General features: G+C 70.3%; 15 protein-coding genes. 9 read left to right on the top strand and 6 right to left on the bottom strand.

Annotated features, from left to right (window positions below):
• Positions 1–380: 380 nt before the first annotated feature.
• A complete protein-coding gene (locus ACWIE7_RS08540; protein WP_230929511.1) occupies positions 381–554 on the top strand; it encodes an SPOR domain-containing protein in 174 nt (57 codons plus the stop codon).
• 10 nt (positions 555–564) lie between these two features.
• Here ACWIE7_RS08540 and ACWIE7_RS08535 read toward each other — a convergent pair whose 3' ends face one another.
• A complete protein-coding gene (locus ACWIE7_RS08535; RefSeq protein WP_454069034.1) occupies positions 565–2,196 on the bottom strand; it encodes a CYTH and CHAD domain-containing protein in 1,632 nt (543 codons plus the stop codon).
• A 173-nt stretch (positions 2,197–2,369) separates the two neighbouring features.
• On the opposite strand from ACWIE7_RS08535, the gene ACWIE7_RS08530 reads away from it, so the two are divergent.
• Together ACWIE7_RS08530 and ACWIE7_RS08525 are read left to right on the top strand one after the other, a co-directional pair.
• Positions 2,370–3,875: a flavin-containing monooxygenase gene (locus tag ACWIE7_RS08530; protein ID WP_454069033.1), complete on the top strand. Its 1,506-nt coding sequence runs from the start codon at positions 2,370–2,372 to the stop codon at positions 3,873–3,875.
• Between the two features lie 65 nt (positions 3,876–3,940).
• Entirely contained in the window at positions 3,941–4,759 is an 819-nt protein-coding gene (locus tag ACWIE7_RS08525; RefSeq protein ID WP_454057146.1) for an SDR family NAD(P)-dependent oxidoreductase, read from the top strand.
• 21 nt (positions 4,760–4,780) lie between these two features.
• Here the strand turns inward: ACWIE7_RS08525 and pip are convergent, their stop codons facing one another.
• Both pip and panB read right to left on the bottom strand, forming a co-directional pair.
• Positions 4,781–5,809 carry a prolyl aminopeptidase gene (pip, locus tag ACWIE7_RS08520; protein WP_454069032.1) on the bottom strand — a complete coding sequence of 343 codons (1,029 nt, stop codon included), beginning with the start codon at positions 5,807–5,809 and terminating at the stop codon, positions 4,781–4,783.
• The gene (gene panB / locus ACWIE7_RS08515) at positions 5,809–6,672 is read right to left on the bottom strand and encodes a 3-methyl-2-oxobutanoate hydroxymethyltransferase (RefSeq protein WP_454069031.1); all 864 of its coding nucleotides are present in this window, start codon (positions 6,670–6,672) and stop codon (positions 5,809–5,811) included. The genes pip and panB overlap by 1 nt, the downstream gene beginning before the upstream one ends.
• A gap of 218 nt (positions 6,673–6,890) precedes the next feature.
• Here panB and glnA (ACWIE7_RS08510) point away from each other — a divergent pair, with 218 nt between their 5' ends.
• The 5 genes from glnA (ACWIE7_RS08510) (at position 6,891) to ACWIE7_RS08490 (ending at position 13,347) form a co-directional block, all read left to right on the top strand.
• Positions 6,891–8,231: a type I glutamate--ammonia ligase gene (gene glnA, locus ACWIE7_RS08510; protein WP_230929506.1), complete on the top strand. Its 1,341-nt coding sequence runs from the start codon at positions 6,891–6,893 to the stop codon at positions 8,229–8,231.
• Positions 8,232–8,259: 28 nt separating this feature from the next.
• The gene (locus ACWIE7_RS08505) at positions 8,260–11,343 is read left to right on the top strand and encodes a bifunctional [glutamine synthetase] adenylyltransferase/[glutamine synthetase]-adenylyl-L-tyrosine phosphorylase (RefSeq protein WP_454069030.1); all 3,084 of its coding nucleotides are present in this window, start codon (positions 8,260–8,262) and stop codon (positions 11,341–11,343) included.
• Positions 11,344–11,425: 82 nt separating this feature from the next.
• Positions 11,426–11,791 (top strand): hypothetical protein, encoded by a 366-nt coding sequence (locus tag ACWIE7_RS08500; RefSeq protein ID WP_230929504.1) that lies wholly within the window; start codon positions 11,426–11,428, stop codon positions 11,789–11,791.
• Positions 11,788–12,759 (top strand): endonuclease/exonuclease/phosphatase family protein, encoded by a 972-nt coding sequence (locus ACWIE7_RS08495; RefSeq protein WP_454057100.1) that lies wholly within the window; start codon positions 11,788–11,790, stop codon positions 12,757–12,759. The genes ACWIE7_RS08500 and ACWIE7_RS08495 overlap by 4 nt, the downstream gene beginning before the upstream one ends.
• Before the next feature lie 27 nt (positions 12,760–12,786).
• Positions 12,787–13,347: a DUF732 domain-containing protein gene (locus ACWIE7_RS08490; RefSeq protein ID WP_230929502.1), complete on the top strand. Its 561-nt coding sequence runs from the start codon at positions 12,787–12,789 to the stop codon at positions 13,345–13,347.
• A gap of 67 nt (positions 13,348–13,414) precedes the next feature.
• Here ACWIE7_RS08490 and ACWIE7_RS08485 read toward each other — a convergent pair whose 3' ends face one another.
• Positions 13,415–13,825, bottom strand: a complete 411-nt coding sequence (locus tag ACWIE7_RS08485) for a hypothetical protein (RefSeq protein WP_454069029.1) — start codon at positions 13,823–13,825, stop codon at positions 13,415–13,417.
• Between the two features lie 147 nt (positions 13,826–13,972).
• Positions 13,973–15,409 carry a type I glutamate--ammonia ligase gene (gene glnA / locus ACWIE7_RS08480; RefSeq protein WP_454069028.1) on the bottom strand — a complete coding sequence of 479 codons (1,437 nt, stop codon included), beginning with the start codon at positions 15,407–15,409 and terminating at the stop codon, positions 13,973–13,975.
• A gap of 220 nt (positions 15,410–15,629) precedes the next feature.
• On the opposite strand from glnA (ACWIE7_RS08480), the gene ACWIE7_RS08475 reads away from it, so the two are divergent.
• Positions 15,630–16,118, top strand: coding sequence for an RDD family protein (locus ACWIE7_RS08475; protein ID WP_454069027.1), 489 nt, complete (start codon positions 15,630–15,632; stop codon positions 16,116–16,118).
• Between the two features lie 194 nt (positions 16,119–16,312).
• Here the strand turns inward: ACWIE7_RS08475 and ACWIE7_RS08470 are convergent, their stop codons facing one another.
• Entirely contained in the window at positions 16,313–17,068 is a 756-nt protein-coding gene (locus ACWIE7_RS08470; RefSeq protein WP_452099446.1) for a DUF4191 domain-containing protein, read from the bottom strand.
• Positions 17,069–17,087: the final 19 nt, after the last annotated feature.

Genomic DNA, 17,087 nt, shown 5'->3' with positions numbered 1-17,087 from the left:
CCGACGGATCGGATGACGTTCTTCATGCGTCCCCCTTCTGCTTTCTCGGCCGCCGATCTGACGACCGCGAGATGGTGGTGCTGCTCACATGCCGCAGCTGAGGGCCACGTAACCGCAGCGAAATAACGAGCTCAACCGCAATCCGGTTTTCTACGGTGTACAGCCGAGGTGTCAGGTGTCGAGTTCGCACGTCAGATAGGCCGCGAGGGCAAAAGTGAGAGAATAGTGCTTGTTTCCCAAATGGTGGGAATGTTACCGGTGGGACAAATGAGCAGCGGGCTTTGAGTTCGCCCACTGTGCTGACGCCGGGTTCCCAGCGGCGAAGCGGTCGGCTCGATAGGGTGGGGCCACACCGTTGGACCGAGCGAAGGAGACCGGCCGTGGCCGACGAGCAGTGGTACTACGACCTCGCCTCGGGCGAGGCCGTACAGGGAAAGACCAGCGGCTGGGAGAACAGGATGGGCCCGTACGCCAGTCGCGGCGAGGCCGAGGCCGCGTTGGCCAAGGCCAAGGCCCGCAACGAGGCGTGGGACGCGCAGGACGAAGACGACTGACGGGCTCGGCTCAGCCCTTCTTCCGCGACCTCTTGCCGTCCTTGCTCTTCTTGCGCCGCACCGCACGCCGCGATTCGGACAGTTCGCGGTAGGCGGCGGTGACCGTGGCCGCGTCGTTCTCGAACCCGGCGAGAGTGCGCTCGGAGAATCCGCGCTCGTGCTCGAAGAGCACGCCGAACCCGAAGGTCGACTCGCCGGCCGCCTCGGCCCGCCGCGCGATGCGACGGATCCACCGGCGGGCGGTCACGCTGTCCTGGACCTCGCCCAGTACGGTATGAAGCCGCTGGCACGCGGTCCGCAGCGGCGCCACGTTCAATCCGCCCCTGTCCGGTAGCGAGCCGACGTTGCGCCGTAGCGCCTTGGCGCGCTTGCGCACCACGTGGGTCAGTTCCTCGCGCTGCGCCAGGCTGAGGTCGAGCGAGGCCAGGTCGCGCTCGGTCCGGGTGCGGGTTTTCGAGAACTTCGCGAACTGCCGGTCGACACCGCGCAGGACCATCTCCTCGGCCTCGCGCCGCCGCCTCTTGCCCGCCTCGGCCGGGATAGGCTCCTCGCCGGGCTGGCCGCGGCCGGGTTCGGTGCCGGCCACGCGCATGAGTTCGTGGAGCGCGTCGAGCAGGTCCAGGTACCTGTCGGAGAGCAGGGCCGCGATGACGCGCTCGCCCGCCCGTTTCTCCTCGGCGTCGAACTCGGACCGGAGCCGCTGACGCGTCTGCAGGGTCACGACGTCCTCCGGGTATTCGGCGGCGATCGTCCCGAGCCGTTGGTCGACCACCTGGATGTCGCGCACCTTGCCCAGCACGGCGGCGAGCACCTTCAGCTCTTCGAGCAGTCCGGCCAGGTCCACATCGCTTCCGGCGGTCTCGGCATCGAGCTCGGTGGCGTACGAGCCGATGGTGCTGCGCAGCCCGCGCACGGCGACGCGCATCTGGTGCACGCCGGTCATGGTGACGCGCCGTGCGGCCGGGTCGTGGTCGAGGAGTTGCCGGAGGTCCTCGCCGAGCGCGTCGCGGACGGGGGAGACGCCGCGGTCCCACGCCTCGGGGACCGGGCCCACGGCGCGGGCGAGTTTCGACGACGACGACGAGGCCTGCGCCCCCGCGGCGATGCATGCCGCGGCGACCGCGGCCAGGGCTTCCCCGGAGTGGGGCAGGGTCGGATCGACGAGTTCGGCCTCCCACTCGCGCCATCGGGATGCGGAGCCGTCGGCTACGAACGACTCGGTGGTCACCCGATCGTCACAGAACTCCACGACCGCCGTCCCGTCGGCATCGCGCAGGAGGGTGACCCGACGCTGATTGTCGATCCGGGCGATGGGCGATAGTTCCCGTCGGCACACCAGCCCGGCGACGGCGTCGACGAACTCGGTCGGGACCTCGTCCCCGAGCGGGGCCTGCAGTTCGAGCCGGCCATCGCGGCCGGGCAGCTTGAGGTGCCAGCCCGCGTCGTCGCCACCGGTGCGGCGCCGCAGCGTCACCTTGTGGCGGGTCAGCGACAGGTCTGCCGTGTCGTAGTAGGTGGCCGACAGTTGATGCTCCACCGGATCGTCCGCGGCCAGCGGCGCGAAGGCCTCGGCCGAGGGGGCCGGATCGTCCGCCCCGACCTCGAACTTGCTCTCCACCTCAACGGTCTCGCTGATCGCCATGATCTGGTTGTACCAGCAGCGGGTTAACGCCGCAGGTCCCTTCGCCCCTGCACGGACTTACTTGGGAGTAAGGTCTGACGTGGCCCCGGGCTCGCGTGGCACTGGTCACATGCTGAGCAGCGCGTAGGCGGTCGGCCGGGGCCTGCAGTCTGATGTCGTCTCTGGGGGGTCAAGTGGAACAGGTCAGGACCGTCGATGTGCTCGTGGTGGGCGCCGGGTTCTCGGGGCTCGGCGCGGCCATCCGGCTCACGCAGGACGGATTCGACGATCTCGTCGTCCTCGAACGGGGCACGGACGTCGGCGGTACGTGGCGCGACAACAGTTATCCCGGTGCGGCATGTGATGTCCCGTCGCACCTGTACTCGTACTCCTTCGCCCTCAATCCGGACTGGTCGCGGGCGTTCTCGCCGCAGGGGGAGATCTACGACTACATCCGTCGGGTCACCCAGGAGGCCGGTGTCCGCGACAAGATCCACTTCGGCGTGGAGGTGACCGCCGTCGACTTCGACGAGGCCCGCGGCCGGTGGACCGTCGAATCCAGCGAGGGCACCTACGATGCCCGCGTGGTGGTGCTGGGGGTCGGCGCACTGTGCGAGCCCAGGCGGCCGGAGATCGACGGTATCGACGATTTCGCCGGACAGGTCTTCCACACCGCCCGCTGGGACCACTCGGTGACGCTGGCGGGTAAGCGGGTCGCGGTCATCGGTACCGGGGCCTCGGCGATCCAGGTGGTGCCGTCCATCGCCCCCGCGGTGTCGCATCTGGACGTCTATCAACGCACCGCCCCGTGGATCCTGCCGCGGATGGACCGGACTTATCCGCAGATCGAGAGGAAGGCGTACCGGAGGATCCCCGGCCTGCAGCGCGTCATGCGGACCCTGCAGTACTTCAGCCGCGAGTTCCAGGTCGTCGGCCTGACCCGCAGCCGCGCGGCGCTGGCGCCGATCCGGGCGATCGGACGTGCGCACCTCGCGATGCAGGTGCGGGACCGGAGCCTGCGCGAGAAGGTCACGCCGCGCTTCGAGATCGGCTGCAAGCGGATCCTGCTGTCCAACACCTGGTACCCGACGCTCACCAGAGACAACGTCGATCTGGTGACCTCGCCCATCACGCGGGTGACCGGCAGCGGCATCACCACCGCCGACGGTGTCGAGCACCCCGCGGACGTGCTGGTGGTGGCCACCGGCTTCCATGTCACCGACTCGCCGTTCTTCGAACGGGTCCGCGGCGCCGATGGCCGGACCCTCGCCGACAAGTGGGCCGCAGACGGGATGGAGGCGTACAAGGGCACGACCGTGTCCGGCTATCCCAACCTGTTCGTCCTGGTGGGCCCGGCGACGGGCCTGGGGCACTCGTCGATGATCTACATGATCGAGTCCCAGCTGAACTACCTCGCGGACGCCCTGCGCACGATGCGGGAGCGGAACCTGCAGACCGTCGACGTCCGCGAGGTGGTCCAGGACGCCTACAACAGCGAACTGCGGGCCTCGACGGGCGACACCGTGTGGACGACCGGCTGTCGGAGCTGGTACCTCGACGACAAGGGCAACGCCCCCGCCGTGTGGCCCGATTTCACCTTCTCCTTCCGTAGTGAGACGCGCGAGTTCGATCTCAGCGCGTACCGCCGCACTCCTGCCGACGCGGCGGCGCAGCACACCCGACAGGAGGCCCGGGCATGAGCGGCATGATCGCCAGGACGACCGAGACGATAGGCGGGCTGACGGGCCGCCGATCCCGCTGGCGGATGGACGGCAAGGTCGTCGTCGTCACCGGGGCCGGATCAGGGATCGGCCGCGAGCTCGCTCGCGAGGCCGCCCGCCGCGGCGCTCGGTTGGCGCTGAGCGACATCGACGTCGACGGCCTGGCGCAGACCGTCGCGATGGCCCGCACCGACGGTGCCACCGACGTGCACTCCCAGCGCCTCGACGTGACAGAGCAGGCCATGGTCGCCGAGTACGCGGGGCAGGTCGTCGAGCATTTCGGCGTGGTGAACCTGGTGATCAACAACGCCGGTATCGCGTTCACCGGGCGGGTCAGCCAATCCGGGTACAAGGACATCGCCCGCGTCATGGACGTGGATTACTGGGGCGTCGTCCACGGCACCAAGGAGTTCCTGCCCCACCTCATCGCCTCCGGCGACGGACACCTGGCCAACGTCTCCAGCATCTTCGCGATCCTGTCCGTGCCCACCCAGAACGCCTACAACGCCGCCAAGGCGGCAGTACAGCAGTTCACGGAGTCATTGCGGATGGAGATGCTCGCCGACGGGCATCCCGTCGACGTCAGCTGCGTCCACCCCGGCGGGATCAAGACCGCGGTGGCCCGCAACGCCGGCGCCGCCGAGGGGCTCGACAGCGCGGGCTTCGCCTCGATCTTCGACGAGAAGTTCGCCCGCACCGAGGCCTCGACGGCCGCGAGGGTGATCCTCGACGGCGTCGAGCGGCGGCGGGCCCGGATCCTCGTGGGGCCGGACGCGCACCTCATCGACGCCCTGGTCCGGCTGTTCCCGTCCGCGTACCAGCGGGGCACGGTGGCCATGTCCCGCCGGTTCGGCGTGCTCTGAGGGCTGACCGGCCCGCCGGGCTCAGGGGCGGAAGGCGTCCGTGGCCTCGAGTAGCAGATGCGTGATGCCGGGCTCGGCCATGGCGTGGCCGGCGTCGGGCACGATGTGCAGCTCGGAGCCCGGCCAGGCCGCGTGTAGCTCCCACGCGTTCGCTACCGGGCACACCACGTCGTAGCGGCCGTGCACGATCACCGCCGGCAGGTGGGTGATCCGGTCCATCCGGTCCAGGATCGCGGCGCCGTCGAGGAAGGCGTCATGGACGAAGTAGTGGTTCTCGATCCGGGCGAACGCCAGGGCGAACCGATCCTGATCACCGGTTCCGACGCCGTCGCCGGCAGGGGTGCGGGGCAGCAGCGCCGACGTGGATGTCTCCCACGTGGTCCACGCGCGGGCCGCCTCGAGCTCGGTCGCGGGGTCGCCGCAGTGCATGAGCCGGTGGTAGGACGCCACGTGGTCGTACCCGGGCCGGTGAACGGCGTCGGCGCCGTCGGCGGCGATCAGGGGCGCCAGGTAGCCCTCCCACACGTCAGGGAACAGGTGCGCCGCGCCGCCACGGTAGAACCAGTCGATCTCCGACGGCCGGCACAGGAAGATCCCGCGCAGGACCAGGCCGCGGACCCTGTCGGGGTGTTCCTGGGCGTAGGCCAGCGCGAGCGTCGACCCCCACGATCCGCCGAAGAGCAGCCACTGCTCGACTCCGAGGTGCTCGCGGAGGCGCTCGAGGTCGCCCACCAGGTGCCAGGTGGTGTTGACCGCGAGGTCGGCGCCGTCGGCGACATGCGGGGTGCTGCGGCCGCAGCCGCGCTGGTCGACCAGGATGATCCGGTAGACGGACGGGTCGAACATCCGCCGGTGGGCGGGGGTGGTGCCGCCGCCGGGACCGCCGTGGACGAACACCACCGGCGTGCCGGCCGGGGTGCCGGAGCACTCCCAGTACAGCCGCTGTTCGTCGCCCACGTCGAGCATCCCGGACTCGTGGGGTTCGATCTCCGGATACGGCGCGCGGCGCAGGGTTCCCCCATCGCGCGGGGCGGTCCCGTCGGCCGTCATCAGAAGGAGTGTTCCGGGCCGGGGAACGCGCGCGAGCGCACCTCGGTGCCGTACTCGCGGGCGGCGTCGCGCAGGCTGTCCGCCAGCTGCGCGTACTGCTTGACGAACTTCGCGGTGCGCCCGGTCCCGTGCCCGGCCATGTCCTGCCAGACCAGCACCTGGGCGTCGCACCCGTTGCCGGCGCCGATGCCGACGGTGGCGATCTCCAGCTCGTCGGAGACCTCCTTGGCGAGGTCGGCCGGCACCATCTCCATCACCACGGAGAACGCCCCGGCCTCCTGTACCGCGCGTGCGTCGGCCCAGAGCTCGTCGGCGGCGTCGCCCCGGCCCTGGACGCGGAAGCCGCCGAGCCCGTTGACGGACTGCGGCGTGAAGCCGATGTGCGCCATCACGGGGATACCGGCGTCGACGATCGCCCGGATCTGCGGGGCCATGCGCACACCGCCCTCGAGCTTCACCGCCTGCGCACCGCCCTCCTTCATCATGCGCGTGGCGGCGGCGACCGCCATCTCGGGTGAGCCCTCGTAGGAGCCGAAGACCAGGTCGGCCACGACGAGCGCCCTGGGGGCGCCGCGGGTGACGGCCCGCACCAGCGGGATCATCTCGTCCTCGGTGACGGGGACGGTGGTGTCGTAGCCGTAGACGACATTGGCGGCGGAGTCGCCGACCAGCAGGACCGGGATCCCGGCCTCCTGGAAGAGACGAGCCGAGACGAAGTCGTACGCGGTGAGCATCGGCCAGGGCTCGCCGGCGGCCTTGAGCTCGGCGAGGTGGTGGATGCGGGTGACCCGGGTCAGACCCTGCTGCTCGGTGTCCGACGCGGCGCCGGATCCGTAGACGGGGGTGTCGGGGTTGTCGCTCATGGCGGTGTGGCCTTCCTTGGGTGACCTCGAGGCCGGTCGTACGCCGGTCCCCGGGCGGATAGGGGGCGGTGACGTGCGCAGCCGGGGCCGCGCGGCGTCGCGGACGAGTCTGCCACGGCCCGGACCGGCACGGCGCGGCGCGTGTCCCCGGCGACGGCTCGGCGGCGCAGGGCGGGATGTCACACGGACGTAATGCGGCAGGCACTAGGTTGGACGGCATGAACCGCCAGCAGGAGTACGTTCTCAGGACCCTAGAGGAACGCGATATCCGGTTCGTCCGGCTCTGGTTCACCGATGTGCTGGGGACTCTCAAGTCCGTGGCCGTCGCCCCGGCCGAGCTGGAGGGCGCGTTCGGGGAGGGCATCGGGTTCGACGGTTCCGCCATCGAGGGCTTCTCGCGGGTCTCCGAGGCGGACACCGTCGCCAAGCCGGACCCGTCGACGTTCCAGGTGCTGCCGTGGGCCCACGCCGACGGCGGCCAGCACTCGGCCCGCATCTTCTGCGACATCTTCAACCCGGACGGCAGCCCGAGCTGGGCCGACCCCCGCCACGTGCTCCGCCGCCAGCTCAACAAGGCGGCCGACCTCGGCTTCTCCTGTTACGTGCACCCGGAGATCGAGTTCTTCCTGTTCCGCAGCCTGGACACCGACGGTGCGGAGCCGGTGCCGACCGACAACGGCGGCTACTTCGACCAGGCGGTCCACGACACCGCGCCGCATTTCCGCCGCCACGCGATCGAGGCGCTCGAGGCCATGGGCATCTCCGTGGAGTTCTCCCACCACGAGGGCGCGCCGGGTCAGCAGGAGATCGACCTGCGCTACGCCGATGCGCTGAGCATGGCGGACAACATCATGACCTTCCGGTACATCGTGAAGGAGGTCGCGATGAACAACGGCGTGTGGGCCTCGTTCATGCCCAAGCCGTTGCGCGATCACCCGGGCTCGGCGATGCACACCCACATGAGCCTGTTCGAGGGCGACGCGAACGCCTTCCACGAGCAGGACGACGAGTACCAGTTGTCGGCCACGGCCAAGTCGTTCGTCGCCGGCATCCTGCGCCACGCCCCGGAGTTCTCGGCGGTGACCAACCAGTGGGTCAACTCCTACAAGCGGCTCATCGGCGGCGGCGAGGCCCCCACGGCGGCCACGTGGGGCCGGGCCAACCGGTCGGCGCTGGTGCGCGTGCCCATGTATACGCCCAACAAGGCGTCCTCGCGCCGGATCGAGGTCCGCAGCCCGGACTCGGCCTGCAACCCGTACCTGGCGTTCGCGGTGATGTTCGCCGCCGGTATCAAGGGCGTGCAGGAGGGGTACGAGCTGCCGCCGGAGTCCGAGGACGACGTGTGGACCATGAGCCGCCGCGAGCGGCGCGCGATGGGCTACACCGATCTGCCGGGCAGTCTCGAGCAGGCGCTGGACGCGATGGAGGAGTCGGAGCTCGTCGCCGAGGCGCTCGGTGAGCACGTCTTCGAGTTCTTCCTGCGCAACAAGCGCCGCGAGTGGCGCGAGTACCGCAGCGACGTCACCCCGTACGAGCTCCGCAACTACCTCGCGCTGTGACCGGCGGTCGGGCGCCCGAGGTATCGGCGTGAGTCCGCATTCCGCCCGCCCCCGGACCCCCAGCCCCGGGCGGTTGGGACTCCTGGATGACCGGGCGGCGGAGCGCCTCGAGTACCTGGGATGGAACGACGACGACGCCGTCCCCGTCCTCCGGGCGCTGTCACGGGCTCCGGACCCTGATCTGGCGTTGGCTACCCTGGTCCGCCTCCGCGAGTCGTTGGCGGCCGAGTCGCATTCACGCAGTGGCGCCACCCTGTCCGTCGACAGCGGTGTGGCAGCACTCGACTCGACGCTGCGCTCCGATCCGCGGGTGCGGGCGCGGTTGCTCGCACTTCTGGGCTCGTCGAGCCAGCTGGGGGACCACATCGTCGCCGAGCCGACCCGGTGGACCCTGATGCGGTCGCCGCTGCCCTCCCGCGAGGACGTCCTGTCCGACCTGCTCGCGGCGGTCGAGGCCGTCCCCGAGGCCCCGGTCGGGGACGCCCCCGAACCGACGCAGTCCGAGGATCTGCGCAGCGTCGGCACCTATCGGGCCGGGATCATCGGCGGCGCCGCGGTGAACGTGCTTCGGTCCGTCTACCGCGACCATGTGGCGCTGCTGGCGGCCCACGATCTCGCCTCGACGGTCGAGACCCGTGAGCCGGCCCTGCCGTTCGGCGAGGTCGGGTCCAGGCTGTCCGATCTCGCCGACGCCGCCCTCACCGCCGCGCTCTCGGTGGCCGTGACGACCGTGTACCCGGATTCACCGATGCCCACGAGGTTGGCCGTGGTGGCGATGGGTAAGGGGGGAGCGCGCGAGCTCAACTACATCTCGGACGTCGACGTGATCTTCGTGGCCGAGCCCGCCGATGCCAAGACCACGCGGGTCGCGGGGGAGATGATGCGTATCGGCTCGATGGCCTTCTTCGAGGTCGACGCCGCGCTGCGCCCGGAGGGCAAGGCCGGCGAACTGGTCCGCACCCTGGACTCGCACGCCAGGTACTACAGGCGTTGGGCCAAGACGTGGGAGTTCCAGGCGCTGCTCAAGGCCCGGCCGATGACCGGCGATCTCGCCCTGGCCACCGAGTACCACGACACCGTCTACCCGATGGTGTGGACCGCCGCCGAGCGGGAGGACTTCGTCCACGACGTCCAGGCGATGCGTCGTCGGGTCGAGGAGAACGTGCCCGAGGCCCTGCGGGACCGCGAGCTCAAGCTCGGCCGAGGTGGGCTGCGCGACGTGGAGTTCGCGGTCCAGTTGCTGCAGATGGTGCACGGGCGCACCGACGAGGAGCTACGCGTCACCAGCACCGTCGAGGCGTTGGGCGCTCTGCGCGCCGGGGGCTACATCGCGCGCGAGGACGGCTCCGACCTCGTTGCCGCCTACGAGTTCCTCCGGCTCCTCGAGCACCGGCTCCAGCTCGAGCGGTACAAGCGCACCCACCTGCTGCCCGAGGACGGCGACGACGAGGGGTACCGCTGGCTCGCCCGCGCCTCGGGAATCCGGCCCGACGGACCCAGTGACGCGGCGCAGGTGCTGCGCAAGCGCCTGCGTGATGTCCGCCGCCGGGTGCGGCGCCTGCACTCGAAGCTGTTCTATCGCCCGCTGCTGGACTCGATCGCCTCGTACGACGCCGAGGCGCTCTCGCTCAGTCCCCAGGCGATGGAGCGCCAGCTCGGCGCGCTGGGCTTCGGCGCGCCCCGCAACGCCCTCGGGCACCTGCGCGCGCTGGCCGGGCAGAACAACCGGCGCGGCCGCATCCAGGCGCTGCTCCTGCCGACTTTCATGGAATGGCTGGCCGACACCCCGGATCCCGACGCGGGTCTGCTGGCCTACCGCCGCCTGTGCGAGGAGAACGAGGACATCACCTGGTTCCTGCGCACGCTGCGGGACGACAGCATCGTCGCCCGCCGCCTGGTCCAGGTTCTGGGCACCTCCCCGTTCGTGGCGGAGCTGCTCATGCGCAACCCCGAGGTGATCCCCGACCTCACCGACGGCGCGGAGGGGCCGGCGCTGATGGCCTCGAAGGTCTCCGACATCGCCTCGGCGCTCACCGCCTCCGCCGCCCGCCACCGCACCCCGGAGCGGGTCATCGCGGCCGCCCGTTCCCTGCGCCGCGCCGAGCTTGCGCGCATCGGGGCGGCGGACGTGTTGCGGATGATCTCCGTGCCCGATGTCGGCCGACGCCTCACCGCGGTGTGGAAGGCGGTACTCGAGGCATCACTCGCCGCGGTGATCCGTGACATGCTGCCCGGCAGCGGCGGGCAACCGGCCCGGCTGGCCTACATCGGTCTCGGCCGTCTCGGCGGGAACGAGTTGTCCTACGGTTCGGACGCGGACGTGATGATCGTGTGCGACCCGGCCGAGGGGGTGGCCGAGGAGGACGCCCTGAAATGGGCCACCCAGGTTGCCGAACGCGTGGGCAGGCTGCTGTCCTCGCCGTCGTCGGATCCTCCTCTCGACCTGGACACCGACCTCCGTCCCGAGGGGCGCAGTGGTCCCCTCGTGCGGACCCTGGCCTCCTACGGCGCCTACTACTCCACGTGGGCGGAGACGTGGGAGTTGCAGGCGCTGCTGCGCGCGTCGTTCGTGGCCGGTGACCGCGGCCTGGGGCTGGATTTCCTCCACATGATCGACGACCACCGGTACCCGGAGGACGGGGTCCCGCCCAAGGTCGTGCAGGAGATCCGCCGCATGAAGGCCCGCATCGACGCCGAGCGGTTGCCGCGCGGCGCCGACCCCGCCACGCACACCAAACTCGGCCGCGGCGGGCTCGCGGACGTCGAGTGGTGCGCCCAGCTGCTCACCATGCAGCACGCCGCACGCGTGCCCGGACTGCACACGACCTCGACCCTCGAGGCGCTCGACGCCGCGGCCTCCGCGGAATTGCTCAGCGAGGGCGAGCGCGATGCGCTGGTGCAGTCGTGGCTCATGGCCGGCCACACCCGCAACGCGCTCGTGCTGGCGCGCGGTAAGGCCGTCGACCAGCTGCCGGGCCAGGGCAAGATCCTGTCCGCCGTAGCCTCGATCTGCACGGGGTCCTCGGACGGCGCCGAGTTCCTCAACGAGTACCTGCGGGTGACCCGCCACGGTCGCAAGGCCGTCGAGCACGTGTTCTGGGGCGAGGTCTGACGAGCCGCGCCGCGTGAGATCAGGGTCGACCCCGGGGTCTTCACCGATGCGCCGCTGGCACCAACGGCGATAACCTGGGCCCATGCCAGTCACGATGAACCTCACCCTCACCCTCGACGGGGTCACCTACGGCGAGCTGTACGAGTTCGTCGACGCCGTCCGCGCCGCGGGAGTGCCCGCCGACGAGCGCGTCCGCTGCCTCGGGTCCGACGACAAGGGCGACCGGTTCGAGATCGAGCTGGGCCCGGATCGTCGTCGCCCCGGGGCAGCCCGCGCCGCCTCCCGTGCGCTCGTGGAGCCCACCGCCGAGCCGGGCGCCGCGTCCGGGGCTCCGTCCTCGCCGACCGTCGCCTCGGTCGCCGAGACGGTCCGCTCGATGGTCCGCAACGGTGACGACCTCGACCGCGTGATCGCCGCGCTGGGGGATCTGCGCAAGTTCCTTCGGTGACGCCACCTCCCGTGGGGCGCCGGCCGGCGGCGCGGGCCGTGTCCGTGCTCGCGGCGCTGGTCGCCGCCGCGGGGGTCGCCCTCCACCTGTCCCGATCCGCGAACCCCACGGTCCTGGTGTTGGCCACGTTCGCGTTCGCGGCCTGGCTCTTCTGCCTGGTCGCGCTGGTCGCGGCGCTGAGTGCCCGCTCCCTGGCGCTGACCATCCTGGCCCTGGCGCTCGTCGGCGCCGGGGTGGTCCAGTACGGTCCGCTCGTGGCGTCGTCACCGGTTTACGACGACGACCCCGCCGGCGGGGTGCCCCTGAAGGTGATGGTGCAGAACCTCGAGTTCGGCAGAGCTGCCCCGCACGACGTGGTGCGCGCCGTCCGCACCGGCGGGGTGGACGTGTTGCTGACCGTGGAGGCCACCCCGGAGTCGGCGGATGCGCTGCGCACCGCCGGCCTGACGAGCCTGCTCCCGCATGAGTCGGCGGCGACCGCGCCGGGCACCGAGGGCGTGGCGGTGTGGTCGCGCTATCCGCTCTCTTCCCCGGAGCGGATCCCCGGCTTCAGCCTGGGCGTTCTGCGGACCGAGATGGCAGGCCCCTCGGGTCCGGTCACGGTGGTGGCTGCGCACCCGGTGGCGCCGGTCTTCGACGGCCCGCGTGCCGTCGAGGAGGCGGACAGGCTGCGGTCGTATCTCGGCGGGCTGCCCGGTCCGGCGCCGGTCGTGGTGGGCGGGGACTTCAACGCCACCTGGGATCACGTCAGGTTCCGCGAACTGCGCGAACTCGGTTACGCGGATTCGGTGTCGGCGGGCGGGGACGGGTGGGTGCCCACGTGGCCGGCCGACCGTCGTTTCCCTCCGCTCATCGGGATCGACCACATCCTCGCCCGGGGCGCGGTCTCGGTGGGGGAGACCAGCACCGTCCGCGTGGACCGGACCGATCATCGTGGCGTCACGGCGACGGTGCGTCTACCCGCGTAGCGGACCCGGTGCCCTAGCATGCGCACCATGAGTTCACGCCCGTTGAGTTCCCGATCGCGTCTCGTCGCCTCCGGTGCGGCCACGGTCGCGCTCGCCGCCGCTCTGGCGGGCTGCGGCGGGGCGACGGTCGACGGTGAGGCCCCCGAGGTCATCGCCCAGGACTCGGCCACCACGGCCGCCACCACCACCCCGTTCGCCGACGAGCGTCCGGAGAAGCCGACCGGGCCGGTGTCCCCGCCCCCGTCCACGTCACACTCGCCGCTTCCCGGCGAACCCGACCCGCCCCCTGCACCCGAGCCGGCCCCGGAGGGTGAGCCCGCGCCGGCGTCCGGTGGCGCCCCGCCGCCCGCCCCTGGCGCCGGGGACTTCGTGGCGCTACTGGACGGGCGCGGTATCGCGCTGCCGGAGGGCATGGACCCGGTGGCGACCGCGCACGAGGCGTGCGGTCGTTTCGACGGTGGGCAACAGATGGACGAGGTGTCGGGATGGCTGGGCGAGCACGCCCGGCTGGACCCGGACGGGCAGGGCTACTTCCTCGGCACGGCGGTCATGACGTACTGCCCGCAGAACTTCCCGAAGTTGGGCTGAGATCGCCAGGCAGGCTGACTCCGCCGGGCCTTCCGTCCGGCTGGGGCTGCCGAGGCGGCTGAGGCAGCTACCAGTCGATCTCGCCGAGCACGTCGTTTCGTCGGCGTAGCTCGGCCAGCCGCAGTTCGGCCGCCCGATGTTCTTCGAGGCGTTGGCGCGCCTGTTCGGCCAGGGCATCCGCCTCGACCTCCGCCAGCAGTAGCTGCAGGCGGTCCTTCTGCTCGCGCACGGTCTCCACGGTGGTGTCCATGGCGATGAGCTTGCGTGAGCCGGCGGCCGCGTGGAGGAACGGATTGCGGTCGAGGATGAGGCGCGCCTCATCGGGGTCGAGTACCCGGGACAGCTTGAGGAGCACGGGATACCCCTGGCCGTCCCTGTCGATCCGCGGGTCGTGATCCGGGTCGAGGGCGGCGGCGACGACCTTCAGCGGCCGCGCCCGCGGGGAGGAGCTCCGGAAGTCGATCTCGTCGGCATCCATATCCACCCGGCTCCTTCCGGCGCTTCTCACGACGTCGGCGTGTCCCACTGGGTCCAACCGTAAACGCCCCGGCCGATCGGCCGGGGCGTTTACGGTATTCAGGTCTTGAGGTCATCCGGCGACCCCGCGGTGCAGCGGGGTCCGGGCTCAGCAGTCGTAGTAGAGCTCGAACTCGTGCGGGTGGGGTCGCAGGTTGACCGGCGCGATCTCGTGCTCCCGCTTGTAGGAGATCCAGTTCTCGATGAGGTCCTCGGTGAACACGCCGCCCTCGGTCAGGTACTCATGGTCCTGCTCGAGGCGATCGATCACGGCCGGCAGCGAGGTGGGCGCCTGGGGGATGTCGGCGGCCTCCTCCGGCGGGAGCTCGTAGAGGTCCTTGTCGACCGGGTCCAGGGGTTCAATCTTGTTCTTCACACCGTCGATCCCGGCCATCATCATCGCGGCGAACGCGAAGTACGGGTTACCCGATGAATCGGGGCAGCGGAACTCGATGCGCTTGGCCTTGGGGTTGTTGCCCGTGATCGGGATGCGGACACACGCCGAGCGGTTGCGCTGCGAGTACACCAGGTTGATCGGGGCCTCGTAGCCCGGGACGAGCCGGTGATAGGAGTTGATCGTCGGATTGGTGAACGCCAGCAGCGAGGGCGCGTGGTGCAGGATGCCGCCGATGTAGTGGCGTGCCATGTCCGACAGGCCCGCGTAACCCGACTCGTCGTGGAACAGCGGCTTGCCGTCCTTCCACAGCGACTGGTGGGCGTGCATGCCCGAGCCGTTGTCACCGAAGAGGGGCTTCGGCATGAACGTGGCCGACTTGCCGTTCTGCCAGGCGGTGTTCTTGACGATGTACTTGAACAACTGAACGTCGTCCGCCGCGTGCAGCAGGGTGTTGAACTTGTAGTTGATCTCCTGCTGGCCGCCGGTGCCCACCTCGTGGTGGAGTCGCTCGAGCTCGAAGCCGGCGTTCGTGAGGTTGGTCGACATCTCGTCGCGCAGGTCCACGAAGTGGTCGTACGGGGCGACGGGGAAGTAACCACCCTTGGCCCGCACCTTGTAACCGAGGTTGGGGGAGCCGTCAGCCTCGGACGGGGCACCGGTGTTCCAGTGGCCGGCAACCGAGTCGACCTCGTAAAAGCCGTGGTTGGTGCCCGAGCCGTAGCGAACCGAATCAAAGACGAAGAACTCGGCTTCCGCACCGAAGAAGCAGGTGTCGGCGATGCCGGTGGAGATCAGGTACTCCTCCGCCTTGCGCGCGACGTTACGCGGGTCGCGGCTGTAGGCCTCGCGCGTGAACGGGTCGTGCACGAAGCAGCTGATGTTGAGCGTCTTGGCCTTGCGGAACGGGTCCAGGCGCGCCGTGGTGACATCCGGCAGGAGCATCATGTCCGACTCGTGGATCGACTGGAACCCGCGGATCGAGGAGCCGTCGAACGCGAGGCCCTCTTCGATCATGTCCTCGTCGAAGGCGGCGGCAGCGATCGAGAAGTGCTGCTCGGCACCCGGCATGTCGGTGAACCGGATGTCGACGTACTCGACGTTCTCATCCTTGATGAACTTGATGACCTCGTCCGGCGTGGAGAATGCCACGGTGTCGCTCCTCGTCTCTTCAGTGCGACGGGCGACCGGTGTCTTCCCGTCGAGCGGTGACCTCACGATATGGGCGTGGTGTTGCCCGGCAGTCAAGTGAATGTTTCGCGAGTGTTAACCGACGGACCGGGTGGAGTCCTTCCCACTCGTCCCAGCCTAGTCCGGCGGGGCACAGGCCACCGACATGGGGATCGGCGGTTTCCCCGGCTACCCTGGGTACATGCGCGAAGTAGCGGGTTCATGGCTGTCCGGACCGACCTCGTCCGGGGGCGGACCCGAACAGAAGTACAAGGGCGAGCGCCTGGGGATGCCCTCCGCCGGCGAGGGGTCCATGGCCTCGCTGGGCGCCCGTTTCGGTGCGCTCATCGTGGACTGGTTCCTCGCCTACGCGCTGGTCGGGATCGTCGTGGCATTCGTCGGGCCGGGGGCCCTGGGCGGAGAGACGGCCGCCGCGGTCACCAGCTGGGCGATCCCGACGGTCTGGGGTGTGATCGGCGTGGTCTGCGTCTGGTTGTTCGCCCAGTCGCCGGGGCAGGCGATGCTCGGGATCGGAACCGCCAGGATCGACGCCGATGAGCGGGTCGGATTCGTGCGGTCGCTGGTCCGGGTCGTCTTCATCTTCTTCCTGATCCCGCCGCTGGTTCAGGATGAGGACGGCCGGGGGATGCACGACCGCGCCACGGGCACCGCACTGATCCGCACCCGCTGATACGCCGGCTCGCCGACTCGCCCAGCGCCGAGGACCCGGTCGCGGTCACCGGCCCGGCCCGGCATCGCCCGGCCCCGGAAATGACCAGAGCGTTCCGACTTTACCGCTGATGCGAGAGGGTCGGAACGCTCTTGTCGTGCGCGGACCGGGACCTTGTGTCGTCCCAGGCCGCGGCCGCTCGGCCGTCGGGTCGCTCACCCCCTCCGGCGGGCGCTGCGCTGGATGTTGCGGACCTTGGCGCCCTGGGGGACCGGGCCCTTCGGCATCTGGTTCTGCACCCCGGTCTTGGTGCTCAGCGCGCGAAGCCTGGTGTCGAGCGCATCGACCTTCTGCCGGCTGATGTTCATCGGATACCGGGTGAGTCGACGGTTGAGCTTTCGCAGCGGCACCTGCTCGGGGGTCGTGCCCTCCTCGTCGCCCACGATCAGCTCGTAGATCGGGGTGTCACCCACCACGCGGGCGACCTTCTTCTTCTCCTGCATCATGAGCGGCTTGAGGCGGTGGGGCTGTCCCTCGCCGACGAGCACGATGCCGCAGCGGCCGACGACGCGGTGGACCGCGTCGAAGTTCGTGGTCGCCGCGACCGCCTGGTTGACGCGCCAGCCCGAGCGGAGCTGGTCCAGGGCCCACGCCGCTGCCCCGGGCTGGCCCTCGGCCTTGCCGTACACGGTGTTCTGGATACGGCGGGAGAAGATCGTCATGGCGAGCATGACGCCGACCAGGACGCCCAGCGGGAGCATCCACCACTCGCCGCCCCAGATCTTGCCGAGGAAGAAGAACACCAGGGCGGAGAGGACCACCGCGCCGATCATCAGCGGCCACAGGAGCTTGTCCTGCTTGGACTGGATCTTCAGCGCCTCCCACATCTGGCCGCGCTGTTCCTTGCCCGCCTGCCGCCGAGCGGCCCGGGCCTCCTTCTTGTCCGCCTTGCTGAGCTCGCTCTTCGCCATGCCCATCAGGATACGTGGC

The sequence above is a fragment of the Dietzia sp. NPDC055343 genome (assembly GCF_053645265.1).
Note: the sequence above shows the minus strand (reverse complement) of the source record. Positions and strands in the feature narration are given on the sequence as shown.

Bases quoted from the DNA above. Each gene is read 5' to 3' on its own strand.
- ACWIE7_RS08535 (WP_454069034.1), bottom strand. From the start codon at position 2,196: ATGGCGATCAGCGAGACCGTTGAGGTGGAGAGCAAGTTCGAGGTCGGG.
- ACWIE7_RS08525 (WP_454057146.1), top strand. From the start codon at position 3,941: ATGGACGGCAAGGTCGTCGTCGTCACCGGGGCCGGATCAGGGATCGGC.
- pip (WP_454069032.1), bottom strand. From the start codon at position 5,809: ATGACGGCCGACGGGACCGCCCCGCGCGATGGGGGAACCCTGCGCCGC.
- panB (WP_454069031.1), bottom strand. From the start codon at position 6,672: ATGAGCGACAACCCCGACACCCCCGTCTACGGATCCGGCGCCGCGTCG.
- glnA (WP_230929506.1), top strand. From the start codon at position 6,891: ATGAACCGCCAGCAGGAGTACGTTCTCAGGACCCTAGAGGAACGCGAT.
- ACWIE7_RS08500 (WP_230929504.1), top strand. From the start codon at position 11,426: ATGCCAGTCACGATGAACCTCACCCTCACCCTCGACGGGGTCACCTAC.
- ACWIE7_RS08490 (WP_230929502.1), top strand. From the start codon at position 12,787: ATGAGTTCACGCCCGTTGAGTTCCCGATCGCGTCTCGTCGCCTCCGGT.
- ACWIE7_RS08485 (WP_454069029.1), bottom strand. From the start codon at position 13,825: ATGGATGCCGACGAGATCGACTTCCGGAGCTCCTCCCCGCGGGCGCGG.
- ACWIE7_RS08475 (WP_454069027.1), top strand. From the start codon at position 15,630: ATGCGCGAAGTAGCGGGTTCATGGCTGTCCGGACCGACCTCGTCCGGG.
- ACWIE7_RS08470 (WP_452099446.1), bottom strand. From the start codon at position 17,068: ATGGCGAAGAGCGAGCTCAGCAAGGCGGACAAGAAGGAGGCCCGGGCC.